Raw genomic sequence first — 24,617 nt, forward strand, 5'->3', positions numbered from 1 at the left:
CAAAGCTTTATGTGGCTCTGCCGAAAACACTGTCATCCTCTTGTCAGATACAGTAAGACGCCGCCTTTGCGATCTGAGGGTCTATATAAATGATTTTGTGCTAAACTATTCAAATAAAATCTTACTGGAGGCTATAAATGGCCGGGAATACAACAGCATCCGCTTCTGCTCCGTTATCCGTGATAATCATCGGATGCGGGAGAGTCGCCGAGAAACACTTAAAAGCTATCTCAAAGCTGAAGAACCTTGAACTTAAAGCCGTAGTCGACGTCAATCCGGACTCCGCAAAAAGACTCTTAGGTTCCGTCAAAGGTTTTGCCGGCACAAAGTTCTATAACGACTACAAGACCGCGATCGACGAGGTAAAACCATCCATCGTATCCGTTACGGTCCCTTCAGGCCTTCATTTCCAGATAGCTAAATATGCCATGGAACACGGATGCAATCTCCTTCTCGAGAAACCCATGACCATGTCAGTCTCAGAAGCCCGTGAGATCTTTGAGCTTTCACAAAAGACAGGACTAAAGCTCGCCATGGGTCACATCTACCGGTATCTCCCCATCGTGGGACTGGTAAGAGAGGACATCGCAGCAGGCAAATACGGCAAGGTCACACACGGCACCATCTATGTCCGCTGGGGACACGGCGAGGATTACTACAAGAGCGCGGCATGGCGCGGAACATGGAAGAGCGATGGCGGAGCATTGATGAACCAGACGATCCACGCCATAGACCTTCTCGTTTGGCTCATGGGTTCCGAACCTGAAGAAGCTTCCGCCATGATCGCACAGCGCGTAAGGAACATCGAAGCCGAAGATCTCGGTATGGCAGTACTCCGCCTCGAGAACGGTGCCCTTGCCCAGATCGAAGGCACAACAGCCACGGTTCCTTCCAAACACACTGCAGAGTTCTCGGTCTTCTGCGAGAACGGTCAGCTCTCGATGGGACTCGACTCAGGAAAACCCCATCTCAACATCTTCTCCGTCAAACCTGACGGAAAGCTCAAAAAACTCAACGGTTATTACATCCGAAGGCAGTTTAAGGAAGGCGGACTTTTCTCTTACAAATGCGCTCTGAATCCACACCTCGGTATATACAAAGACCTGAGCGATTCCATCATCGAAAACAAGGCACCCATAGCAGACGCATACTCAGGTTTCTCATCCGTCGACACGCTCCTCGGCATCTACAGATCTGCCAAGGAAGGCCGCCCTGTCCAGCTTCCTCTGACAGACGATTTCAACTCGGTCGACATGACAGGTTTCTTTGATTAATAGAAAATACGAAAATCGCGAAAAATAACTGTTGACTTGTAAATACCTAATAGCTATAATAACTGACGTTGCTTGACGCACCTCTAGCTCAGATGGTAGAGCAACTGACTCTTAATCAGTGGGCCCAGGGTTCGAGTCCCTGGAGGTGCACCAACATGAAGGCTGTCTCAGATGAGACAGCCTTTATTTGCTTATGCCTGCTTTTCTTCTAATTATTTGAGGCGTCCCGATCATCATCGAAACGCCTCATTATAGTTATCATTATTGCCGCAATAATGCACTTACTGGTCTTCGTCGTCGAGGAATTCCTTGAAGTCGGCAAATGTCTCTTCGGCGGAAACGATCTTCGCGCGCTTTGATGGCTGCTCTTCTTCCTTCCTCTCCCATATAGGTTTAACGGGTTCGGGTCTCTCGGGTCTTCTGCCCTGAGGTGCAGGCTTTGCTTCGGAAGCAGCAGCTTCAGGTGCCTTAGGCTGAACACCGGCATCAGCAGCATTCTTCGCCTCGGCAGCTTCTGCAGGCTTGTTCTCCGCAACAGGAGTCTCAGTCTTGGCAGCCTCAACCTTAGTCTCAGCAGGGGCCTCTGTCTTGGCAGCTTCAGCTTTCTTAACGTCTTCAACCTTTGCTTTGGTAAATGTAACGCCGGAATGAACGGGGCCGGTGAACTCAAATCTCGGTGCCGGTGCCTTCTCTTCTTCCGGTTTCTTCTCAACAGGCTTCTCGACAGGCTTTTCCACAGGAGCAGCGAGTTTTTCCGCCATTTCCATGGCTGCTCTTCTCATCTCTTCGTCCTCCCGCTCGGCTGCTTCCTTTTCGGAGAGCTCCTGCGCGGCCTTCTCCTGAGCAGCACGTTCTTCGGCTGCCGCCTTTTCCTGTGCTGCACGTGCTCTTGATTCTTCGATCATCTTCTGCTGGAGCTGACGGCGTTCTTCGCGTGCCTTGTTCTTGGCATCTTCCTCCGCCTTCTGCTTCTGCTCTTCGCGCATTTGTTCTTCGACCTGCTTGCGCTTCTCGTCGTTAAGCTGAGCTATATGAGAAGCCTTAAGATCACCGATGGATTCAGGAGCCTGTACGGCCTTTGTCATTATCTTATCCATCTTTGCACGGCTCTCAGCCTTGGAACGTTCCTCGTCCTCAGCGACCTTGACACCGAGCTGCTGGAGTCTCGCGAGCTCTTCCGGAGATACCGCAGGAGTCGTTGCTGCTTCAACAGGTTTTACGGTTATTGTCTTGATCTCAACATCTCCTACTTCGGAAACGCTGAAATCTGACGCAGCTTCCTGGATCTTCTTGATATCGGGGATCTCTACGCCGGGCAAAACCTGATATTTCTTCTCATCTCTCATATAACATCATCCTTTAACGGAAAGTACTAATTCTATTGCGCCTACTATACAGAGGATAGCACCGATGATAAGCAATACAATAGAGATCTTGCTTATCCTCGAAGGACTCTTCTCTTCCTGCTTTTCCGGTTCTGCAGAAGTTTCTGCTGCAACCTGAGAGGCGGCCTCCGGCACATTCTCCGGCTCCGCTGCGGCAACATGTGTTTCAGTTTCCTCGCCTGCACACTTCTTTATGATCTCATGCGCGTTTATAAGCTCCGGCTTTATTGCCATGGACAGATCCTTGAATGTCTCGGCAGAAGAAGCGAATTTCTCAGCTGAACTCTCAAGAGTATCAGGATCCGGAGCTTTTGTACCCTCGAAGAGCATTACTCCGAAGCTTGCGTCATCACTGACATTGCTGGAACCGACGATAAACTTCTGTACTGTCTCCAAAACAGACTTCTCGCCTTCTTCCCTGCCTTCTGCAAATGTCTCGGCCATCTTGGCAACCACGGGCTTAACGAGACCTGCTTCCTCATTGTAGACACTGTCCTGGACACCGTCGGTCATAAGGGCGATGGCATGAACATCGTCTACAGTGGTCTTTATGAAACGCAGATAGTTGTCTGCATGGGCGGCGGTGACAAAATATGTCTTGCCGTCTTTATCGTTCTGGGGCATCGAGATGGGGCTGACACCGGAAGGTGAGATCCTTACGATGAGACCGTCTCCGATATGACCGATCATCATACGTCTGTCCTTTACGGCAACAAAGAGGAGCGTGCATGACAGCCTGTCGATGACATCTATTGTGCGCTCTTCCATAATGCCTGCAAAAGCGACGCGGAGCTTGGCCATAAGATAACCTCTTACTGCCGCTTCCCTGTTCTCAGCATAAAGCGCATCGAAATGATCGCAGAGCGTGTCAGTGATGACATGTACTGCGCAGTCAGAACCGAATCTTGCATCGGTATACTGCTTGCCGCCGGCTCCGTCAGCTATACAGACCACTGAAACGCCGTTCTTTGTGGTCGCATAGGAAGCGTCCTCACAGGGAGTTCCGCGGTTTACATGCTTATTGCCGATGGTCGTAATCGCTCCGACCGTAATTCCCTTATACATTACTCGTCCTCGTTAATGAATTTCATAAAGTCATCAAGCTCGACAGCTTTGCCCTGCGGCGTGGTGTCGATATTATAAAGAGCATCATCGCTCATACCGGAAGATACGATCGAAGATGAAGAGGATCCGAGGAATTCAAAAAGCTTTCCGAAGTCTGCGGAGTTTACCGAGATGGGCTCTGCGCGCTTGAGGGAAAGTCTCTTCAATATATCGAAATCAACACCGGAACCTACGCCGATGTTAAAGACAACAAGCTTATCCTGACTCTCGAGTTCATTGCAGGCCTTGATTGCAAGCTCCATGTTCTGCATAGCGTTGGGTCCCTGCGGAGCGCCGTCCGTAATGACTACGAGCCATGGCTGGAAATACTTGATACCCATTTCCTTGTAGCCTTCTTTTCGAGCATTGAGAAGCTCTAAGGCAGTAAGAACGCCCTCACCGATAGGTGTAAGTGTCGTCGATGCCTTAATCTCGGGAAGTCCCTTCTCTTTGGAGATCTTACCGAAAGGCATTACGATATCGACCTTGGAACCGAATGTAATGATCGCTATATCCGTTGAAGACCTTGTGTCGTCATTGGCCTTGATCGAAGCTACGAAGTTCTGAAGACCCATGTTAAGCTGCTTAATGGGGTTTCCCATCATTGAACCCGATGTATCAAGTGCAAAACAAATTGGAAGTCTTCGTCTGGTGCTCGTACCGAAATCGGAACTCGAAAAACTGTTCGCCATAATAATCCTCCGACTCATCGTGAGTTAAAAATATACTCTTATGAGATTATAACAAAAATAGTGTCAGAACAGACCGAAGAATTTCTTCTTCTTTGCAGGTTCTGCAGGGGCTGCAGGAGCAGCATTACCCGTCGTACCGGCGGGAACAAACGGAGAGTTGCTCTTCTGCGGCGTGTCGGCAGGCTTGTCATCATCAAATCTGACAGGTCTGAAACTGCTGCTCGTACCGACGCTCGAAGATACGAATCTGCCCGTAGGCGCATTCGCGAAACTCTTCTTCTCTGCTGCAGGCTTAGGCTCGACAGCCTTATTGCCCTTTGCTTTCCTGGCTTCAAGCTGTGCTCTGACATCGTTTACGTCGATGCTTGCCTGATTATAGTCCTCACAAGGGAAAAGCTTGTAAGCTTCAGGATCGTCATAGACACAATTCTCAAGTTCATTCATATAGACCTGAACGGCATCTCTCCAGCAGACTGCCTCATAGGATTTGCCTTCGCGGAATGTCTTGTAGAGCATGACGCGGAGTCTTTCCGGGAGATATTCCCAGATGTGATCATAACCTCCAACGGGAATATGTTCCGTATCAGAGTTATCGAGAGTATACGGGAAGTTCTTGTTGATTATCTCTTCCCTCAATGTCTCGGCACCGTTCCTGGTCGCATAAGGATGCAGGCCGCAGAACAGGATCGAGAATACGAGCATAGCGATCGAATAATCCTCATCCTCAAGGCTTCTTACAAAACCGGAGAAATCCTTTCCCCAGAGTTTCGGATCGGTAAACTCCTCAGTACCTACAGGACAGGGAAGATTGCTTATCTGAACACTGTCCATGTCGATAAGATACTGAACAGCCGAAGTATAGATAAGTGCATTCTTGAGCTGAATGTCGCCTGCGACAACATCATGCATATGAAGATAAAGATATTTGCTGATAAGCGACAGGAGCGTCTCGCACACATCGAGTCTCGTCCAGTAAGGGAACTGCTCGATCATTGCATCAGGTCCGTCGAAGACATTGCTGAGAGTCGTACCCTTGCCCAAAGGCATCGTATAACCGACGGGCATACCACGGAAATAAAGAAGATGTCTCGGAACACAGAATTCGGGTGACGTGATACCCAATGCCTGAAGCTTCTTGAGCTTGGCCCATCTTAAAGGCGTGATGACGCCGCTGTGATAGATCTTGGCAACGTATCTGGAATTGTCGGTCGTAAAGACCATTCCCTCAGCACCGCCGCTCAATCTCTTGACGAGCGTAAACTTGTCGCCTTCAGTGGATAAGACAACATCATCGATGTTTGCCCTGGCATCGGAATCAAGGAATGTATCATTCTGAGCCAGTCCGCTGACTGAAGGGAGCGGATTATCCTCTATCGCCTCCGCAAGTGTCGGATAGATCCTGAAACCTTTAGGCGAAAGGATAGCGACATCCTTGTTATATTCGATCTTCTTCTCGCAAAGTCTCTTAAAGAAGATGCTTCTGCTGGTGGTAAGCAGACAGGACTCGTTAAGTTCATTAACCTGCTCGATGAAATGCTCAGTGTTGCAGGTGTTGACTAAATGGAGCCTGTTCGTGGTAAGAAGAGTCTGCATGAGATTGCGCATGGATGTTTGGACATATTTGTCCTTGGGATCCTGCTGTGCGACAACACACTTATGAAGGATCTTAAAGGTATCATTGACATAACATTCAATGCCGTAATCATTGAACAGATTTATGAGTTCATCAAAACATACTCCGTTGGAATACTCCAAGACAACAGAGTAATCAAGTACGATCGACAGATACTTACTCAGTCCTTCGAACATAACCTTACTTATAACCTTCTCTCTCCCCCGATTATGATTTTATACAATGGATATTTATAAATCAAGAAACGCTAACAATAATTTTGATATTTTTACCATGAATCAAACACAAAGAAAAAAATATGTCGATACACACAAAGTATCAGCCGATGCCGACCAGTTTCATTAGATATTTAGCATTAGATTGCCTGCTGATACCCGAAGTGAGCTTATAATCAAATGTTATACCGGTATCCGTGTAGTTCTCCGAGAAGTGATAATACCTGATATTGTCGAAGCCTTCAGTCGTTTTATCGATCATGGCATAGTCATGTGTCGTCATCATGCCGCATATATAAGGCTTCGAAAGTTTCTTTAATACCGTAAGCGCGCCTTCGGTCCTGTCGTCGGAATTGGTGCCGCGGAATATCTCGTCTATCAGGAACAGAAGAGCTTTCTCCTCTCCTGCCGCCTTAACGATACCGGATATCCTTATGAGTTCTGCCTTGAAAGTACTCATATTCTCCTCAAGGCTGTCGACAATCCTCATCGAACTCATTACCCTCATCCTTCCGAGCGTAAGCCTGGATGCAGGTACAAGACCGCCTGTCATGGCAAGGATCGTGCAGACGCCGACCGTTCTGATCATCGTGGTCTTACCGGACATGTTGGATCCGGTGATTATCGCTATATCATTCTTTACGGTAACGGAATTGCTTACCGCAGTATCGTGTGCAAGAAGCGGATGCGTAAGGTTCTCCCCTTCGAAATAAGCATTCGCGGAAGCTTCATCCGACTCAACGAATTCCGGGAAAGCGCTCTCTTTAAAGACAAGTCCTGTCTGTGCCGCACACATCATGGCCTCGAGTTCAGAAAGGCTGTCGATGTATGCCGGCAGGCTCTTTCCGTGCTTTACGGCCCAGTTACCCAAAAGATAAGCGATAAGATAATCAAGCGGTGCGATCAGGTTAAGTATAAGAGCGAAAAGCGGCTGGCTCCTTAAGCCTGCCACACGCAGCGCGCGGTCCAGTTCCTTAAGTGAATCAAATGCGCTCTCAGACTTGTCATCACCTTTAATCAGCGACTTGATGAGAGCATTATCAAAACCGGCTCTCTCGAGAATGGAATAGAGTTTCAATATCGTTCTGACCTGCGTAGGCATTCCTTCGCAGGCCTTGATGTATGTGTCGTTAAATCTGTGTCCCGCAACCCATATGATCAGGTTGATGATAAAACATGCAGGGATCGAAGAAGCAGCATACTCTGGGAAAAGGATATAAGCAGCAGGAACAAAGAGCCAGACAACACAGCCAAAGATGCCAAGAACATTTGCCGCGGTCTTTGTTTTCGTGCCTGTGCCAGCAAAGTCCATAAGGACCTTGGGATCTTTTGTCATCTTTCCGCATCTGGCAGTAGCCTGGTATTCGAGAAGTATCTCAGGCTTGGAGCAAAGCTCGCTGACGGCAGCCTGCCTGGCCTTGAGTTCATCCCTTGTAATACCTGATTCGTGTTCGTAAAGGAGCGTATCGGCAAATCTTCTTCTTCCGAAAGAAGTCTCGGATACGTTCAGGAGCGAAAACAGTGATTTCTTGCCGAACAGATCAAGATCAGCGCAGTAATCATGATCAGGCACGTCAAAATCCTTGCCGTAAAGCCTGCTCTTCGCAGAGCCGATGTCTTCCGCCCTCTTGAGTCCTTTTACGGCAATGTTCCGGAGTTCATTGAAGTCACCGTTGATCCTGGCTATATAAGACAAATTGACCTTACTTAGCTCGGTGAGATATTCCACCTTTTCGGTAATGCCGCTGTGTATGAAACAAAGAACTACGAACAGGGCAAGAAAAAACGCGCCTGCAAAAAAGAGTACGGGAACCTGGCTTACGATACCCCAAACGATCAGTGAAGCCGCGCCCAGAAAAGATATTAGTCTAAAAAAAGATAAAAAGCCGCTCTGCCTTCCGTATCGGGCAAGATCGGCATTTATAACCTTTTGTTTGTCTTCGTAGAAATTAAGATCAGCTTTCATCCTTCTTCGCCTTTGAAGATGAGGCTTTCTTTGAAGCGGTCGTACCGGAAGCCTTCTTTGCAGGTGCTTTCTTCGCTGTCTCAGCCTTCGGCTCCTTCTTAGCATCTGCCTTTGAAGCAGACTTTGAAGCAGACTTTGAAGCTGTCTTGGAAGCAGCGGACTTGGCTGTGGTCTTCGCAGAAGTCTTCTTAGCCGTTGTCTTCTTTGCAGTTGTCTTGGAAGCGGTATTCTTTCTGGATACTCTCTTTGGAACGACCTTGTCTAAGACTTCGCCTACGTTATCGTGGATTGTAAGCAGTGCCTTAAGATCCATATATGTGGAACTCTTGTTGATGATGACTATCCTGTCATGCTTTAAGAACTGGGCGAAAGTTGCTGCGGGATAAACCGTAAGCGATGTTCCCGCAATGATCATGAGATCGCATTTCTTTACTGCCTTGATGGCATTGTCAACATTCTCATGCTCGAGATTTTCCTCATAGAGAACGATGTCAGGTCTTACTATGCCGCCGCACTTGTCACAGTGGGGAACGCCTTCCTGTGCAGCTATGTATTCGATATTGAACTTCTTTCCGCAGTTCATGCAGTAATTCCTGAATACGGAACCGTGAAGTTCGATAACGCACTTGGAACCTGCCTCCTGATGGAGATTGTCGATGTTCTGAGTGATTATTGCCTTGAGCTTGCCCTGTCTCTCGAGCCTTACAAGGGCCTTGTGGGCCTTATTCGGTCTTGCGTCAGGATATATGAGCTTACGTTTATAGAAATCATAGAAATCTTCAGGATGCTCGATAAAGAAATCATGGGCGATAATGTCGATCGGTCTGTACTTGGTACCGCTCTCAGTGTTATAGATACCGGCTCCGCTTCTGAAGTCGGGAATGCCGCTCTCAGTCGAGACACCTGCACCGCCAAGGAAAACGATGTACTTGGACTCTTCGATCAACTCCTTGAGCTGCTTTATCTTGTCATCACGGACGCTTCCGAATCTGTCAATCCTCGTCTCCACAAACAATAACCTCTATCAATGAATATCGATTATGCCGTCACCGTCGAGATCCACGCCTTCAAGATCACCATGATCGTGGAACATTCCGGCAGCACCGAACATCTCTTTACCTGTAACACGCTTCTCATCGCGTCTCTGTTCAACCAGTGTGCTCAAAGCCTTCCTGACTCTGTCAGGTGTCTTGATATTCTTGATCTCAAGGACAGGAGCCGTCTTATCGGCCGTGGTAAGGATTACCGAACCGACGCCGAAGATCTTCTGCCAGATCGACTGCTTGAACGTAAGATCCAGGACTCTGTATAAAAGGATCTCCTCAGAGCTTATGTTGAAGATACCCTTTTTGAGGTAGAACTTGTTCTTGCTGAAACTGTAGATGGTAAATGACAGCGGCAGACCCAGATATCTCTTCCTGTCCTGCCAGAGGATCTCTTCCTTCTCTGTCAGATTTGTAAGTTTGTCTATTCTACCCATAAGTAAAGCTCCCTTCGGGAAAGCAACATAAAGCTCTTCACAACTTACATTATATAAAAAAACTGATTTTTTGTGCAAACAAATCGAAAATGAAACGTAATATTAATATTAGCCTTCACCGTTCTCACTGTTCTGTTCCCTCGCAGGGTCGATTATCTCGGTATAGTCAAACAGTTCCGTATATGCCTTTCTGGACAGCGTGTTATAGCTCATCATGGCACGGTCAAGATAGAGATAATTGTCTCCGTAGGTATAATACGGCTTTGCTCCGCCGCCGAAAAAGATCCTGAATCCGTTGTTCTTGAGATAGACGGCTCTCTCGTCCGTACCGTAGATATAATTGCCGTTCGGATAAACGAGCATGTGAACATCTCCGAAAAGACTCCCTATCTGGTCGAGCCACTTGATCGTGTCAAGTTCGATATCAGCCTTTTCCGTATTCCTGCAGTCGGCAATATAAGAATAAGTGCAGGAAGCGAATTTCCATCCGTTGTCCAAGAGGACACTTGCGATATCCATTACCCTGTTCCTGCTGAAATCAATATCATCATTGGTGGGATTTATCTGCGGAAGATTGGCAGCCGAGAGAGCGCTGTTGCGGTCGTCGATCTCGTCGGCAGCAACAACATATCCGAAGCATGCTTCATAGCCGCTTACGGAGATGATGCCCTTCGCGCCATCATATGTGAAATCAGGATGCTTCTCAACAAAAACATCGAGCATTCCGATGGCCTCGGCAGTCCTGCTCACTATGGTCTCGCCCGCAGAATTCACATATTCCCCGCATACCTGGTTCTCATCGTTAAGGACCAGTCTCCTGCAGGTGCCGCAGCTGTATGCGGAACAGTTGTACTGCAGATTCTCGATGACAACGACAAGCGGTTTCTTTCCCTTCGGCACAACGAGATTTCTTTCGAGAAGGAATGTAGGATCGCTCGCCTCAATGAGGTTCTCGGGATCAACGAGCACATAGTCTCTGGCGTAAAGATTTTCGAGGATCTTCTCAAATTCGTATGTCGTCAGATAAAGTCCCGTATCTCCGGAACGAAAACGTCCGGCAAACGCAGTATCCGTATCCACAATAAGTGACCTGACGCAAATTACTTCGATGGCACCCCTGTATTCCTTTACCTCGCTCGTGTGTGATGTTGCCGTCAGCAGATTGCTCTTTATCATCTCGTCTTCCGGGAAGATAACCGCAAGATCCGAGAACAGTTGCTCGGCGGAATAGAACTTGAAGGTCTGGAGCATATGCTCGCCTTCCTCCATCATGGGAACATACATCGTCTGCTTTATGGCCGCGATACGCTTGTCGCAGTAATCGCCCACAAAGCCGTCATAACCGTCATTGACCTGTGTGTATTTCTGAACCGCAGCAACATAATCGCCGTTGCTGAGCGATTCCTCCGCCGTCTGCACGTCACCTGTGGCAGTCTCGATGAAATCAAGTTCCCTGAGCAGAGGATTGGCAGTCGCGGAAAAGTTTCCTATAGGCTGGAGCTGCTCGAAAAAATACATTACGACAGGCTTTTCGGTCTTGCCCAGAAGGAACTCCTCACAGATGCCGTACATTCTCTCGGAGACAACGGAACTCGTGAGCTCTCTCATGGAATCAAGGAAATTGATGTCGCTGTAAGTGAGAACATATCTGCTCGCGATTATGTGGTCGCAAAGCGAGTCTACACGGACCCTTACGATACTCTCCATCTCATCGAGCATCTGCACTCTTACAGCATTCGATGCCTGGTTCTCCGGAGAAGCTTTGAGCACTTCATCCTGGATGCCTCTGTAGATATCAAGCGCATCGGTATAGCGTCCTTCGTCGATCGCCTTCTCGAAATTAGGAACGGTGTCCATCTCATAAGCAGTCTTTCTTCCGATAAACAGCGTCACGATGCCCAGAGCTATCAGGGCAACGGCGCAGAGGACTGCAGCGACGGTATATCCGATGCCGCCCTTGCGCTCGTCTTCTCCGACGCGATACTCGGAAGAAAATACCGTCACTTCAGATCATCAAAGCTAACCTGCTTTGCCTCCAGAGAATTTTCTTTAATGTAGTAGCCGATAGCCGGCACCTTGCGGATCCTGTAGTATTCGGGATCCTGTACCTCGATCTCAGCAAGACGCGCCAGCGTCTTCAGCACTGAACCCTTCTTCGATACGAGAAGCTGAACACCCTGTGTAGTTCTCGTGGTCTTGAGAGGAATCAGAGATGCTTTGAATACGGCTGCCTTGTCGAGGCTGTTGGTAACGATGAGATCGGGATCCTCCGTCTCGTCAAGGAGGATAAATCCTATCGCTTTGCTGCCGTCGAAATATGCGTTTACGAGTTTCTTTCTGTTCTGCTTTGTCTCATATGCCGCGATCGGGAATCTGGCAGCCTTGCCGTTCTCGAAAGCGATAAAGAGTATTCCCTTATAGTCTGTCGTCGATATCATGAACATCGGCTTCTCGCCGTCTTCCATCTCGAGTTCACTGTTAAGGAAATGTCCGAGCTCACCAGGTTTGGTATCAGTAAAGTCGTATACGTGAGTCTTATAGAGATTGCACTTGTCGGTGAAGATCAAAAGGTCCGATCTGTTCTCACACTCAAAACCCATGAAGATCTCATCGTCGTCTTTTGTCTTGAGTTCGCCGGCACTCTGAAGCGATTTCATCGTATGCTTCTTGAGGTAACCGTGACGCGTGAGCATGAGATGCAGCCTGTAATCGGGAATGACCGCCGACTCAACGAAAGTCTCGGTCTCTTCCATGCCGACCAGTTCAGATCTCCTGGGCTGTCCGTACTTCTCTGCGACTTCCCTTAAAGTCTTGACGATAAGTCCGTTGATCCTTCTGGGGCTGTTCAACAAGTCTTCGGTATCGGCAATGTCAGCCTTGAGCTTATCCCTGTCGGCGATCCTGTTAAGGATATACTGCTTGTTGATGTTGCGGAGCTTGATCTCAGCGACATATTCAGCCTGTTCCTCGTCAATAGAGAAGCCCTTCATGAGGTTTGGAACAACGTCTGCCTCGAGTTCCGTTTCCCTTATGATCTTGATCGCCTTGTCGATGTCGAGAAGGATCTCCGCAAGACCGTTGAGGAGATGGAGTTTCTTCTTCATCTTGCCAAGGTTGAAAGCCAGTTCTCTGCATACGCAGACTCTTCTCCACTTGAGCCATTCGTCGAGTATCTTCGCAACGCCCATGACCTTCGGCGAACCGTCGATCAGGATGTTAAAATTGCACGAGAATGTATCTTCGAGCTTTGTGAACCTGAAGAGCTTCGTCATGAGCTGCTCATGGTCGGTGCCTCTCTTGCAGTCGATCGTGATCTTGAGACCGTCAAGGTCTGTCTCGTCACGGATATCTGCGATCTCTCTTGCCTTTCCGCTCTTTACGAGATCGGCGATGTTGTCGATTATAGCCTCAACGCTTGTGGAATAAGGGATCTCCGTGATCTCTATGAGGTTATTCGACTTATCCACCCTGTATTTGGCTCTTACGGAGAAAGTACCCTTTCCCGTATCGTAGATGGACTTCATCTGTTCACGGCTGTATAAGATCTTTCCGCCGCCCGAGAAATCAGGCGCAGGCATAACTTCGAGCAGATCGCAGTTCGGATCCTTCATGTAAGCTTCCGTGGCAGCGCACACTTCAGCAAGATTGAACGAACAGATATTGGATGCCATACCAACGGCGATACCCTGGTTTGCATTAACGAGCACAGCCGGGAAAGTAGTCGGAAGGAGCGTGGGTTCCTTAAGAGTACCGTCGTAGTTGTCGACCATGTCGACCGCATCTTTGTCGATACCCTTGAAGATCTCTTCACAAATCTTTTCGAGCCTTACCTCCGTATATCTCGGCGCCGCGCACTGCATGTCGCGCGAATACTGCTTACCGAAGTTACCCTTCGAATCAACAAAAGGATGCAAGAGCGAACCGTTGCCCCTGGTAAGTCTTACCATCGTGTCGTAGATGGCCTGGTCGCCGTGCGGATTGAGCTTCATGGTCTGTCCGACAACGTTCGCGGACTTGGTCCTGTTGCCGCCCAAAAGGCCCATCTTGTACATCGTGTAAAGGAGCTTTCTGTGTGAAGGCTTAAAACCGTCTATCTCGGGGATCGCACGCGATACGATGACGCTCATCGCATACGGCATGTAGTTGATCTCGAGCATGTCCGTTATCGGCTGATCTATAGCCGGCATATCCTTGGCATTACTGTCGGTAAGCCTTGCCTTCAGGGAATCGGAATTATTATCGTCTTTTTTCTTACGTGCCATTTAAATCACCCCAGATCAAGCATATCGAGATACTTTTTGCCGTCCAGCTCGATATGAGTTTTTCTTCCTGCAAGGTTATCTCCGAGGAGAAGATCAAATACTTCAGCTGTCTTCTGAGCATCTTCGGGACAAGCCTTGATAAGACGTCTGGACTTAGGATTCATCGTCGTCTGCCACATCATCTCAGGCTCGTTCTCACCCAAACCTTTGGATCTCTGGATCGTGCAGAGCTTGGGATCGACCTTTGCCAGGATCTCGGCCTTCTCCTTCTCGTTGAATGCGAAATAAGTCTCTTCCTTCGCATTCTTGCCCTTAGGCCTGTATGTGATCTCGAAAAGAGGCGACTCCGCAATGTATACGTAGCCCTTCTCGATAAGCGTCGGAGTAAGCCTGTAGAGCATCGCAAGTATCAGCGTTCTGATCTGGAATCCGTCGACGTCGGCATCGGTACAGATTATGATCTTGTTCCATCTTAAATCATCAAGATTAAAAGCGCTCATATCCTTGGTGTGCTTGTTCTTGATCTCAACACCGCAGCCGAGCACCTTGAGAAGATCCGTGATGATCTCACTCTTGAAGATCGTCGCGTAATCAGCCTTGAGACAGTTCAATATCTTACCTCTGACAGGCATGACAGCCTGGAATTCGGCGTCTCTTCCGAGCTTAACGGAACCCAAAGCTGAATCACCCTCTACGATATAGAGCTCACGCTTTGCAACATCCTTGGATCTGCAGTCAACGAACTTCTTGATCCTGTTATTGATGTCGACCTTGCCCATGAGAGTCTTCTTGATATTGACCTTTGCCTTCTCGGCATTCTCTCTGGCACGCTTGTTTATGAGGATCTGATCTATGGTCTTTGCAGCAAAATCCTTATTCTCTATGAACCAGATCTCAAGGTTATCTCTGATGAGCTGGGTAAGGAAATCCTGAACAAACTTATTGTTTATGGCCTTCTTGGTCTGGTTCTCATAAGAAGTCTGTGTTGAGAACGTGTTGGTCACGAGGATCAGCGAATCGGCAACATCCTGGAAAGTGATCTTTGACTCATTTGCCTTGTACTTGTCACGCTGCTTGATCTGCTTGTCGATCTCGGCAACAAATGCATTCCTTACGGCCTTATCAGGTGAACCGCCGTGTTCGAGGAAGCTTGAGTTATGGAAGTATTCGAGGACATTGACCTCGTTATTGAAGCAGAAGGCTACCTCTGCCCTGACTTTATACTCGTCACGGTCTTCCTTGTCCCTGCCCTTGCCTTCACCTGAGAAGGAGTATGTATCGGTAAAGCCCTTCATGGCATTGAGCTCATCAACATATCCCTTGATACCTTCGGGATAGATGAACGAGAATTCTTCTCCGGACTCTGCATCTTTAAGAATAAACTCGATACCGCTGTTGATAACCGACTGACGCTTGATGATCTCCTTGAATGTATCAAGAGGGATCAGTATCTCGGTGAAGACTCCCGTATCGGGCTTCCAGCGCTGGATCGTACCTGTTCTGTTAAATCTGTAAGGAGACTGGATGAGCTCGGTTACAGGCTCACCCTTCTTAAAGGACATCTCGAACTTAGTGTGATCCCTGAAAACGGTTACTTCGAAAAACTCGGAAGCATACTGTGTGGCGCACGCACCGAGACCGTTGAGTCCCAAAGAGAACTCATAATCACCTGATGAGTTATTGTTGTACTTACCGCCGGCATAAAGCTCGCAGTAGACCAGTTCCCAGTTGAACCTTCCCTCTTTGGCATTGTAATCCATGGGGATACCGCGGCCGAAGTCTTCAACTTCGATGGCACCGTCGGCAAATCTCGTTATTATGATCTTATTGCCGTGGCCTTCCCTGGCCTCGTCGATAGAATTGGACAGGATCTCGAAAAAGGAATGAATGCATCCCTCGAGATTGTCTGAACCGAAAATAACAGCCGGACGGAGTCTTACTCTGTCCGCGCCCTTGAGCATCGAGATACTCTCATTGCCGTAATCTTTCTTACCCGGCATAACTTACCCAACTCCTTAAAATAAATAATATATATGCGTTTGACTTTTCGATTATAACACAAAGATTTCGATATCCTTCAAGCCTAAAGGGGTGCAAAAACAAGGTTGTCCCAAAAACGGACAACCTTGTCACAATATACTAAAATACATTTGATTAAATGTTAGGAATCTCCTCCGGGTTGCACTGTTTCAGCTCAACCCCGTTCGAAGCCCTGTATCTGTATATGATATTCATTTTGAATGCCAGACTGTTGCTCTGAGGTCCGACAACTATCTGGAACTGATTGCTGGTGACGGAAGAATACGGCCAATTCGGCTTGGTTACCGCGCCGATGATATGTGTTCCGTTACTGAGCAGGATCCTGACGGATTCGGTATTGGTGATCTCCCCGTATACAACACCGTCTATCGTAATATCAACATGAAGGAGGCCGCAGCTGGGCATTCCCATTCCGCATCTGTAGAGCAGGACCTGACCGCCATATGCATAAGCCTTTCCGCATGAACGGCATGGGAAACCCGGAGTCTGATCACGCTTGAGGTCTTCACTGACCGAATGGCAATCGGGACAAACGATCCTGTATTTTCTCCCAAACGGAATAATTATGTTGCCGTCCTGCATGGCCGGAGGCGCATAAGGAAGCGTTTGCGAAGCCGCAAGTGGTGCCTGCTGCTGAACAGGTGCGGGTGCCGGTGCAGTGCCTGCCACAGGCGCAGAAGCCTGAGGCTGTACCTGTGCTCCGACAGGTGTTCCGCAGATCATGCAGAAATTGTTTCCATCTGCTATTAAAGAGCCGCACTTAACACAATTCATAGTAATCTACCCCCTGAATTCAGATCAAACCGATTATATCATTGATCAAGATTATTTAATTTGCCGTGACAGAGCATGACTGCTTCATAAAGATCCTTTGCCTCGCCGTTTTCGATACAGGCTCTCAGCATCTTCACATGGAAAGAACTCCTCATAGCTGGCGGAATACAACTGTTATACTGATCGAGCTCACGTTCCAGTACATTCCGCTTACGCATCAGTTCGCCGAGGCGTCTTTCGATCTTACGCTTCTTTTCCACAACATCGTTTTCGGCATTGATCAGCACAAGATTCTTCGCGTATCTTTTTTTTGTGGCATAGACACCGCCGGTGATCAGTGTGGCGCCCGCTGCCAGGAAAGCAAATAAATACAGGTAAAACCTGATGGTATCTAATTCCACATCTGCAAAGCCGTTGGAAAAAGCAATGATGAGAAAAATAATACCGACAAAGACCTCAGCTACCTGAGCATAAATAAGAAACGGCCAGAAGAACCTGAAAGCGGAATACCTGGGCCGCTTATCCGGAACCTGATAAAGCGGAAGTTCTCCTTCGAGCTGCTCGATCTCGTTATTAAGGTTAACCCACTCATCGTATTTGTTCCCGATATTATTAAGCAGCGATATGCTCTCATCTGCAGAAATTCTTTCAAAAGCTTCGACCTTAGTTCCGCATTTCCGGCAGAAATCATCATCATCAGCTAACGGGGCAAAACAATTAATACAATATTTCATGATCCTATTCTCCTTTATCCTGATAAAGTTTACCAAACACTGTAACGGCGGACAATGAGAAACTGATATCGTCAAAGTAAAACACGAATGGAGCTTTTTATGCAAAATACTCAAATAAACCAAAAGCGCTCCGATCACTCGAAGCGCTTTTTGATGGTGAGCCATGGGGGACTCGAACCTCCGGCCCACAGCTTAGAAGGCTGTTGCTCTATCCAGCTGAGCTAATGACCCTGGAGCGAGTGATGGGAATCGAACCCACGTGGTCAGCTTGGAAGGCTGAAGTTCTACCATTGAACTACACTCGCGTGTCGGCACTTTTGTTAAGTGCCTATGTATATTACACTAAGGTTTAAAATTTTTCAACAGAAAAAAATCAGTTCGGCGGAGTTGCTACAAGATAGTTCTCTGATACATAGAATCCGTCAACTGTCTTATACCAGCCTCCGGACGTTGCAACAACCTTAATGGCCTGTCCTCTCGTAAGAGTGCCGACCTTCTCATAAGTCGTAGCGGGACCTTTCCTTACATTAAGGAACTCACCCTTGGTAACATTGGCATATAAAGTCTTTTCCTCGATGGGGGTTTCAGTCCAGGAGACCTCAACATCATTGGTAAGAGGGCCTGTATACTCGGTAAGTGTCGTTGTCGGGACGGTGGTTGTTGTGGTGGTTGTTAGTTCAGAAGTCTCAATCGAAGTCTCTGTGGGCTCCGTCTTTTTGCAGGCAACTGCTCCGAGTCCTATCGCACTGACCATCATCATTGCAATAAGCGCAGTTGTAAATCTCTTTCTGTTCACAATTATCACCTCCGCATAATCGTATACCATATTATTACATACTTTGCCTGTAAAATTATGGAAATTTTGTTACAAGTTAAGGCAAATTGAGTTTTCTGACCTGAAACTTCACGCTGCACAGGTGTCACATGTCATCTTCGAGCAGATAAAAAGCCTCGTGGTCCTTATATTTCCCGTTGATGTGCATATAGGATTTCCTCTGCCCTTCGTAATGAAACCCCACATTCCTGATGAGCTTTAACGACGGTTCGTTTTCGGGAAGGATGAAAGCTTCGATGCGGTGCATCTTGTATTCGTCGAAGACAAAAGCGAGCGAACCTTTGAGAGCCTCGGTCATGTAACCATGCCCCGTGTGATCCTTATCGAGATGATAGCCGCATGCGCAAGACATCATGCCGCCGTACGCGAAATTAAAATACGACACCCTTCCGATCAGTCTGCCGCCTTCCTTCAGTGATATCCACAAAGGCACGAGACTTCCGTCCAGAAAGGATTCACAGTCATAAACCAGATACTTCTTCTGCGTGGACAGCGTGAAATAATCGTCGGTATGCGTCTGCGAAAACCTCTTATGAAACTCCCTGTTGCGCGAAAAATATTCCAGAGCCCTGGGCGCTTCGCTCTTTCTCAGGACCGAAAGCCTTAACCTTTCAGTCTCCAGAGCAAGCATCTCACACCTGTATCTGGATCTTGATACGCTGTAACCGGGACGCGACATAAGCACTTATGAAAACCTACTCTTCAGTGGTCTCGGAAGTCTCTTCCGTCACGGGTTCCACATAGAGGAACTGGTCTCTTGCAAAGTGTCCGGAATCGGAAATGAGACCGTCCGGCCAGTGACCTGAATACTTCTGCTCGTCAGTATAGTTTTCGGCATCAAGAAGCAGCGCATTTGCTGATTCTTCGGCATTGCTTCCGATGGCGTAATTGCACCAGGAGATCTCATACTCGTTCATGAACTTCATCCATGTCGTGCTCATCAGCTCGTTGATGCCGTCTGTGCTGTTCTCTGTACCGAGTCCGAACTGCGTTGCGATAACGCACGCACCGTTATCCATCGCAGTCTTCGCCTTCTCCCTGAGAAGATATCCCTGCGATCCGGAATAAAAACGGAATGCGTATGCGATGTTATCGTAATCGAGCATATCTTCAGAAGCGACATCGATATCGATTCCCTTGTTGGGAGCGCCTACTATGATTATGCTGTCGGGACTGTTCTCTCTTGTAACTTCGATGATATCTGATACGAAGGGCACGATTATGTCATTCCATTCATCGGCATCTTCATCTTCCTCATCGTCCAACAGCGGATCATTTGCAACTTCATATATAACGTTCGGAGAATCAGCATATATAGTTGAAAGCCTCGTAAAGAAATCAACTGCGGCTTCTTTGGTCTCATCCTCCTCTTCGACAAAACAGACATTCCAGTCGACTATGACGTATATGCCCTGCACTATACACATGTCGCACATCTTGCAGACCAGATCGAAATACTTCTCGGGATCTTTCAGATATCCTTCGCTGTTCTCATCACCGGTAACAGCGATCCTCAGAACATCCACACCCCAGTCTTCCGCAAGTGTCTTAACGATCTCAGGCGTGAAAAAGTTCTCGCAGTCCTGAATACCGTATGAGCTTATTCCCTTGAGTATGACAGACTCTCCTTCACTGTCCGTTATCTTCGTTCCGTCGATCTGAAGGCGTCCGTATTTTTCAACGATGCTTTCAGTAACGACAGCGGTGCTTGAAGGTTCCGTTTCTTCCGGTAAATGGGTCTCTTCCGTCTCGGTGGGTTCCGTTTCGGTAGGCTCTGTTGCAGGAGTTGTTGAAGGTAATGTCTCAGGTCCCAGATTAGCTGAACAGGAACTGAATAAAACAGCTAAAGATATGACCGAAGCGGCAATGCCGCAAGTAGTTTTTTTCATCCAAATTATCCTCTCGTTACTTTCGATCAAAACAACCGTAAAGTGCAAAAAATCATTTCATTTTTTTTGACTTTGATTGTATAATCAAAGGTATTATAGAGCAAAGTATACCAAAAACTATTAATATTTCAGGATATTTTGGTGAACCTAATGTTTTTTTCACGATTTTACTCTATAATAATCTTGAGTAATTAGATTTATCGGGAGCCTTAATATGGGACGTACTGACGCTTTGAAAGATAAAATCCAGAAACTCGGATCGAAGCAGAAGCTTGGTGCACTTCTTAAATATGCCGATAATTCCGAAGATGACGTCCGCATGGCAGTTGCAATGGCCATGGGCATGATCCCCACTTATGAATCCGGCATGGCTCTCATTCCTCTTCTCCGTGACTCTTCACCGATGGTAAGAGCAGCAGCAGCTACGGCAGCAGCAGACATTCACGCAAAGCATTGCGAAGAATACGTAAAGAAGCTCGCTTTCGCCGATTCCGATCCTAACGTCAGACAGGTCGCAAAGGCCGCATTCGACAAACTCAAGGACAGCGTAGTCTGATCCGGTTAACAACTTAAACGATCTGGGGCTGCTTCACTATTGGAGCAGTCCTTTTGTTTTAATGTAATACGACAAATAAAACTGCCTCAAAAGCGATTACCGCATCCTGAGGCAGCCTGTTTTAAAGTCTTTACTGTGATTTATTCCTCGATTGGAACGATCTCGTCCTTATCCTTGAAGATATGCTTTTCGGGGATTACGCCTCTTACTCTTGAGAGAGGATATACACGGCATCCTCTGCCGATAACTGTACCCGGATTAAGAACGCTCTGGCATCCTACTTCAACGTTGTCTCCGACGATGGCAGCAAACTTCTTAAGACCTGTCTCGATTACCTCATCACCGTTCTTAACGCAAACGAGAGTCTTGTCGGACTTAACGTTTGATGTGATCGCTCCGGCGCCGAGATGGGACTTGTATCCGAGAATGGAATCTCCGACGTAGTTATAGTGGGGAACCTGAACGTTATCGCTGATGATGACATTCTTGAGCTCTGTGGAGTTTCCGATAACGCACTTGCTTCCGATGAGTGCACTTCCTCTTATAAATGCGCACTGACGGACCTCAGTCTCGGGTCCGATGATGCAGGGGCCGGCGATGTACGCGGAATCAAATACCTTCGCACTCTTTGCGATCCAGATGCCCTCGCCTTTTTCCTCGTATACTTCGGGATCGAGCGTGGGACCGAGCTTAAGGATGAACTCCTTGATGAGCGGCAAAGCCTCCCAGGGATACTTCTTGTCTTCCAGGATGGGAGCCGCAAGAGTATGTGTCAAATCGATAAGGTCTTTTGTCTCTAACATGTTTTATATCCTTTCTTCCTGCACCTTGTAAATGCGGGCAATAAAATACTCAGTTGGCCGAATAAACGGTTACGGATACCTTTTCCGGGAGCTTGCTGTCGACACGGAAATATACTCCGTCATCGTGCATGATCTCAACAGGGAGCTCCACTACTCCGGTATATCCCGGTTCAAGGCTCTGATAGTCTACCGCGGCGATGATGTCATCTGCCGTCAGCGTATTCAGCGTGCCTGCACGTCCGACTACGACAAGATCAACACTCTTGATGGAATAGGAAACTTCCGCATTCTCAGGGACATTGATATCCTGTGTGATCGGAACCGTTATCGACTTCGTGACTACAGGGTTCGTGATTATCTGGATATACATCCAGAGGAACAGCGACAGGAAGAGGGATACGATAAAGAATATGATCCTTGTGGCAGTTCCCACGCGCTTGGAATTCGGGAGCTGGTCTGCCGCTCTGGTGCTGATGGAAATGGGAACGGCTGTCTCTCCGGCGATCTCGACCTGCGTGGTTGCAGTAACGGGATTGGAAACACCGCTGTTCTTGCTCTTCCCTGCTTTTGCGACTTCCTCCTGGCTCAATACATCCTGGTCGTCGGCTTTTTTGCCGCGGAGTTTGTCAAAGAACCTTCCGATGACCGTCTTCTGCTCTCCGCCGTATTCCTTAAGACCGAGAAGATAGGACAGATTTGCTTCGAGTTCTTTTGTCGATCTCATCTCGAAAAGTCTGCCGTTAACGGCGATGGAGGTCTTTCCTCTCTCTTCGGAAACGACTACTGCAACCGTATCGCCCATCTCACTCGCGCCGACTGCGGCTCTGTGCCTTGTTCCGGAGCGCTCGAGAGAATGCATCGTGACCGAGAGAGGGACGTGGCATCTTGCCGCGATGATCCTGCCGTCCCTGATAAGCAGGCCGCCGTCATGCATCGGAGATCCCTTATAGAAGATGCTCTGGAGTACCGAGCTGGTAACTTCAGAATCGAAAGTGACTACGTTTTCCTGTGAAAGGAGCTCATCGAGCCTCGTATGTCTCTCTATGAGGATAAGAGCACCCGTATATGTCCTGGACATTTCTTTGCACGCGGAGCTTATCTCCTTGATGAACGATGTAAGTTCTTCCTTCGTCATTACGGACTCGCTGTGCCTGAAAGGGTTTGCGGCATTCGAAGTCCTGAGTCCGACCGTCTCGAGAGCTCTTCTGAGCTCGGGCTGGAACAATACGACGAAGAGAATCGCGATGATATAGAGAAGGCGGTTAAACAGGAACCCGACCATGTCGAGTCCGATAAGACCGCAGAAAGCTACAAATACAAGGATCAGAACGATACCTTTGATAAGCTGCCATGCCCTTGTCTGCCTGATGAACATCAGGAGCGTGTAGAAAAGGAATGTTACGAGGATGATGTCTATCGCATATCTGACAAAGTCCCACGGAGAGCCAAAGAAGAGCTTGCCTTCGTCAAGGCTTTTAAAAAGCTCCAATAAGAACTCGTATATCTGGCTGATGATAGATGTATCGGACATCAACGGGACCTTCTTCCCTATGCTTATCTTATTTAGTATAACATAAGGACGCGAAAATCAATTTGGTAAATATGTGTGAAGGAGCCGCTCTTTTGCGGCCTGTTTTATGTGGTCTCGGACGAACCGTAAGTCTGTCTGGTGGACTCGATCATGTAGGCTTCATACTGAGCCGGCGTCATGCCCTTGTCCGAACCCTTAAGGAGCGATTCGATCACGATGAATGCAACGCAGTTTATCCTTATCTGGAGCCTGTCGCCCGTGCAGTCGATCTCTCCGTCGCCGTTACGGTCGTAATCTTCCTCAACGAGGACCGAATCCAGGAAGAACGAACAGTCCGCAGGGGTTCCCCTTATGATTCCGCCGTAATCCTGAAGGCTAAGGTTCTTTGTCTCCTTCATCTGGTCCATGGAAGTGAAATTGTATTCATAACTCTCGAAATAAACTATCGGGATCATCCTGTCGTCGAAGACCTTATAGTCCGATATCGTTTTCGGCAATTCATTGAAGATATCCCTGATGCCGTCGTCATTTACATCGGACTTAACGCCGGATTCATTGTAGTAGAGATCGAATCCGTAATTCGTATAAAGAGTATTCGAAAAGCATACGTCATAAGCCTGATACAGCTTTCTTCTCATCTCGTATTTCCTGCTGGAGATAAGGGATTTGAAGCCAGAAGATGCATACACCTTGTCGCCGGCATAAAGGCTGTCGACATCGTACATTACGTCGATCGAGTTCTTCTCGTCGTAACTGAGCGACTGATAAAAGGCTTCCGCGCCCGTGAAGTTGTCGGTACCGGCGCCGAAGAAGACAAAGCATACGTCGTATGCGATGTTCTTATAATCCTTGAAAGCCCTGAGGGCCGTAAGGATGCAGGCAGTTCCCGATGCATTGTCGGAGATGCCGTCAAAGACGAACTTTGCAGGCTCGGTAGACTCTGTCTCCTCGCCCTCTTCTTCATCCTCGTCTTCTTCCTCTTCCTCATCTTCCTCTCCGGGTTCATCAAGATAATCAGGAAGGAGTGATGCATCGTAGTGAGTGCCGATTATGGCAGTTCTGTGCTCGAGTTCAAAAGAGCCGTCGTCCTGTGCGACATAGAAGCCCGTTCCCTCGACCTTTACTATGTAGTTATTCGATATCCCGCCGTCAGCGCCCTGAAATGTCTGCACTTCAGGCGTATACCCCAGTTCCTTTATCTTCTCTTCGATATATTCGCCGGTCTTTTTCTCATCGGAAGAATATGCTTTTCTTCCGGGGAAATTCGTTGCAATCTCACGCGCTATATCGGCACCGTAAGTACCGTAATCAGCGGGCTTATTCGAGGATTTATCCTTTTTCTTGCATGCTGTTAAAGCCATCGGCTCTGCAAGGACCAATAAGCATGTGACGGCAGCTATAATCTTTTTCCCAAGATCTCTTTTCATAACCCGCTAATTATACC

Annotated in this window: 19 protein-coding genes, 3 tRNA genes and 1 pseudogene; 3 read left to right on the forward strand and 20 right to left on the reverse strand. The window is 47.9% G+C overall.

Annotation, left to right across the window (positions count from 1 at the left end; all coding sequences use genetic code 11):
- Positions 1-137: 137 nt before the first annotated feature.
- A complete protein-coding gene (locus tag BO18_RS14280) occupies positions 138-1,274 on the forward strand; it encodes a Gfo/Idh/MocA family protein (protein WP_051688775.1) in 1,137 nt (378 codons plus the stop codon).
- Positions 1,275-1,351: 77 nt separating this feature from the next.
- Positions 1,352-1,427: transfer RNA gene (locus tag BO18_RS14285), tRNA-Lys, on the forward strand.
- A 128-nt stretch (positions 1,428-1,555) separates the two neighbouring features.
- On the opposite strand, the gene BO18_RS14290 is transcribed toward BO18_RS14285, so the two are convergent.
- The 17 genes and pseudogenes from BO18_RS14290 to BO18_RS14370 form a co-directional block, all read right to left on the reverse strand.
- Positions 1,556-2,620 carry a hypothetical protein gene (locus BO18_RS14290; protein WP_034447442.1) on the reverse strand — a complete coding sequence of 355 codons (1,065 nt, stop codon included), beginning with the start codon at positions 2,618-2,620 and terminating at the stop codon, positions 1,556-1,558.
- Positions 2,621-2,626: 6 nt separating this feature from the next.
- Positions 2,627-3,724 (reverse strand): PP2C family serine/threonine-protein phosphatase, encoded by a 1,098-nt coding sequence (locus BO18_RS14295; protein ID WP_034447443.1) that lies wholly within the window; start codon positions 3,722-3,724, stop codon positions 2,627-2,629.
- Positions 3,724-4,455, reverse strand: coding sequence for a vWA domain-containing protein (locus BO18_RS14300; RefSeq protein WP_051688776.1), 732 nt, complete (start codon positions 4,453-4,455; stop codon positions 3,724-3,726). Before BO18_RS14300 ends, BO18_RS14295 begins: the two co-directional genes overlap by 1 nt.
- 63 nt (positions 4,456-4,518) lie before the next feature.
- On the reverse strand, positions 4,519-6,264 hold the full coding sequence (locus BO18_RS14305; RefSeq protein WP_034447445.1) for a hypothetical protein: 1,746 nt from the start codon (positions 6,262-6,264) through the stop codon (positions 4,519-4,521).
- A gap of 142 nt (positions 6,265-6,406) precedes the next feature.
- On the reverse strand, positions 6,407-8,269 hold the full coding sequence (locus tag BO18_RS14310; protein WP_034447447.1) for a MutS-related protein: 1,863 nt from the start codon (positions 8,267-8,269) through the stop codon (positions 6,407-6,409).
- A gap of 250 nt (positions 8,270-8,519) precedes the next feature.
- Positions 8,520-9,266: pseudogene (locus BO18_RS14315) on the reverse strand (NAD-dependent protein deacylase); the annotation flags it as partial.
- Positions 9,267-9,293: 27 nt separating this feature from the next.
- Positions 9,294-9,749: a PH domain-containing protein gene (locus BO18_RS14320; protein ID WP_066738340.1), complete on the reverse strand. Its 456-nt coding sequence runs from the start codon at positions 9,747-9,749 to the stop codon at positions 9,294-9,296.
- Between the two features lie 108 nt (positions 9,750-9,857).
- On the reverse strand, positions 9,858-11,753 hold the full coding sequence (locus BO18_RS14325) for a hypothetical protein (protein ID WP_034447448.1): 1,896 nt from the start codon (positions 11,751-11,753) through the stop codon (positions 9,858-9,860).
- Positions 11,750-14,011: a DNA gyrase subunit A gene (locus BO18_RS14330; RefSeq protein WP_081861064.1), complete on the reverse strand. Its 2,262-nt coding sequence runs from the start codon at positions 14,009-14,011 to the stop codon at positions 11,750-11,752. Before BO18_RS14330 ends, BO18_RS14325 begins: the two co-directional genes overlap by 4 nt.
- A 5-nt stretch (positions 14,012-14,016) precedes the next feature.
- Positions 14,017-16,011, reverse strand: coding sequence for a DNA gyrase/topoisomerase IV subunit B (locus BO18_RS14335; protein WP_034447449.1), 1,995 nt, complete (start codon positions 16,009-16,011; stop codon positions 14,017-14,019).
- Positions 16,012-16,165: 154 nt separating this feature from the next.
- Complete coding sequence (locus tag BO18_RS14340) at positions 16,166-16,825, reverse strand: zinc-ribbon domain-containing protein (protein ID WP_034447450.1); 660 nt, start codon at positions 16,823-16,825, stop codon at positions 16,166-16,168.
- Between the two features lie 38 nt (positions 16,826-16,863).
- On the reverse strand, positions 16,864-17,559 hold the full coding sequence (locus BO18_RS14345) for a zinc ribbon domain-containing protein (protein WP_034447451.1): 696 nt from the start codon (positions 17,557-17,559) through the stop codon (positions 16,864-16,866).
- Between the two features lie 154 nt (positions 17,560-17,713).
- Positions 17,714-17,790 (reverse strand) — tRNA-Arg (locus BO18_RS14350).
- A tRNA-Gly gene (locus BO18_RS14355) sits at positions 17,791-17,864 on the reverse strand. It lies immediately after the preceding tRNA gene.
- Between the two features lie 68 nt (positions 17,865-17,932).
- Positions 17,933-18,355 (reverse strand): SH3 domain-containing protein, encoded by a 423-nt coding sequence (locus BO18_RS14360; protein ID WP_034447453.1) that lies wholly within the window; start codon positions 18,353-18,355, stop codon positions 17,933-17,935.
- Positions 18,356-18,479: 124 nt separating this feature from the next.
- Positions 18,480-19,073, reverse strand: a complete 594-nt coding sequence (locus BO18_RS14365) for a GNAT family N-acetyltransferase (protein ID WP_051688777.1) — start codon at positions 19,071-19,073, stop codon at positions 18,480-18,482.
- Positions 19,074-19,089: 16 nt separating this feature from the next.
- Positions 19,090-20,283 carry a glycoside hydrolase family 5 protein gene (locus BO18_RS14370; RefSeq protein ID WP_034447454.1) on the reverse strand — a complete coding sequence of 398 codons (1,194 nt, stop codon included), beginning with the start codon at positions 20,281-20,283 and terminating at the stop codon, positions 19,090-19,092.
- Between the two features lie 214 nt (positions 20,284-20,497).
- On the opposite strand from BO18_RS14370, the gene BO18_RS14375 reads away from it, so the two are divergent.
- A complete protein-coding gene (locus BO18_RS14375) occupies positions 20,498-20,839 on the forward strand; it encodes a HEAT repeat domain-containing protein (RefSeq protein ID WP_034447455.1) in 342 nt (113 codons plus the stop codon).
- A 140-nt stretch (positions 20,840-20,979) separates the two neighbouring features.
- Here BO18_RS14375 and BO18_RS14380 read toward each other — a convergent pair whose 3' ends face one another.
- The 3 genes from BO18_RS14380 to BO18_RS14390 form a co-directional block, all read right to left on the reverse strand.
- Positions 20,980-21,642, reverse strand: coding sequence for an acyltransferase (locus tag BO18_RS14380; protein WP_034447456.1), 663 nt, complete (start codon positions 21,640-21,642; stop codon positions 20,980-20,982).
- A gap of 49 nt (positions 21,643-21,691) precedes the next feature.
- Positions 21,692-23,173, reverse strand: a complete 1,482-nt coding sequence (locus BO18_RS32820; RefSeq protein WP_051688778.1) for a diadenylate cyclase — start codon at positions 23,171-23,173, stop codon at positions 21,692-21,694.
- 104 nt (positions 23,174-23,277) lie between these two features.
- Positions 23,278-24,600 carry a M28 family peptidase gene (locus tag BO18_RS14390; protein ID WP_034447458.1) on the reverse strand — a complete coding sequence of 441 codons (1,323 nt, stop codon included), beginning with the start codon at positions 24,598-24,600 and terminating at the stop codon, positions 23,278-23,280.
- Positions 24,601-24,617 lie beyond the last annotated feature (17 nt).

The organism is Butyrivibrio sp. AE2032, assembly GCF_000702965.1.

Excerpts from the sequence above, each read along its gene's own strand:
- BO18_RS14335 (WP_034447449.1), bottom strand. The coding sequence starts at position 16,011 with ATGCCGGGTAAGAAAGATTACGGCAATGAGAGTATCTCGATGCTCAAG.
- BO18_RS14300 (WP_051688776.1), bottom strand. The coding sequence starts at position 4,455 with ATGGCGAACAGTTTTTCGAGTTCCGATTTCGGTACGAGCACCAGACGA.
- BO18_RS14330 (WP_081861064.1), bottom strand. The coding sequence starts at position 14,011 with ATGGCACGTAAGAAAAAAGACGATAATAATTCCGATTCCCTGAAGGCA.
- BO18_RS14370 (WP_034447454.1), bottom strand. The coding sequence starts at position 20,283 with ATGAAAAAAACTACTTGCGGCATTGCCGCTTCGGTCATATCTTTAGCT.
- BO18_RS14340 (WP_034447450.1), bottom strand. The coding sequence starts at position 16,825 with ATGAATTGTGTTAAGTGCGGCTCTTTAATAGCAGATGGAAACAATTTC.
- BO18_RS14380 (WP_034447456.1), bottom strand. The coding sequence starts at position 21,642 with ATGTTAGAGACAAAAGACCTTATCGATTTGACACATACTCTTGCGGCT.
- BO18_RS14290 (WP_034447442.1), bottom strand. The coding sequence starts at position 2,620 with ATGAGAGATGAGAAGAAATATCAGGTTTTGCCCGGCGTAGAGATCCCC.
- BO18_RS14375 (WP_034447455.1), top strand. The coding sequence starts at position 20,498 with ATGGGACGTACTGACGCTTTGAAAGATAAAATCCAGAAACTCGGATCG.
- BO18_RS14280 (WP_051688775.1), top strand. The coding sequence starts at position 138 with ATGGCCGGGAATACAACAGCATCCGCTTCTGCTCCGTTATCCGTGATA.
- BO18_RS14305 (WP_034447445.1), bottom strand. The coding sequence starts at position 6,264 with ATGTTCGAAGGACTGAGTAAGTATCTGTCGATCGTACTTGATTACTCT.
- BO18_RS32820 (WP_051688778.1), bottom strand. The coding sequence starts at position 23,173 with ATGTCCGATACATCTATCATCAGCCAGATATACGAGTTCTTATTGGAG.
- BO18_RS14345 (WP_034447451.1), bottom strand. The coding sequence starts at position 17,559 with ATGAAATATTGTATTAATTGTTTTGCCCCGTTAGCTGATGATGATGAT.
- BO18_RS14295 (WP_034447443.1), bottom strand. The coding sequence starts at position 3,724 with ATGTATAAGGGAATTACGGTCGGAGCGATTACGACCATCGGCAATAAG.
- BO18_RS14390 (WP_034447458.1), bottom strand. The coding sequence starts at position 24,600 with ATGAAAAGAGATCTTGGGAAAAAGATTATAGCTGCCGTCACATGCTTA.
- BO18_RS14310 (WP_034447447.1), bottom strand. The coding sequence starts at position 8,269 with ATGAAAGCTGATCTTAATTTCTACGAAGACAAACAAAAGGTTATAAAT.
- BO18_RS14320 (WP_066738340.1), bottom strand. The coding sequence starts at position 9,749 with ATGGGTAGAATAGACAAACTTACAAATCTGACAGAGAAGGAAGAGATC.
- BO18_RS14365 (WP_051688777.1), bottom strand. The coding sequence starts at position 19,073 with ATGTCGCGTCCCGGTTACAGCGTATCAAGATCCAGATACAGGTGTGAG.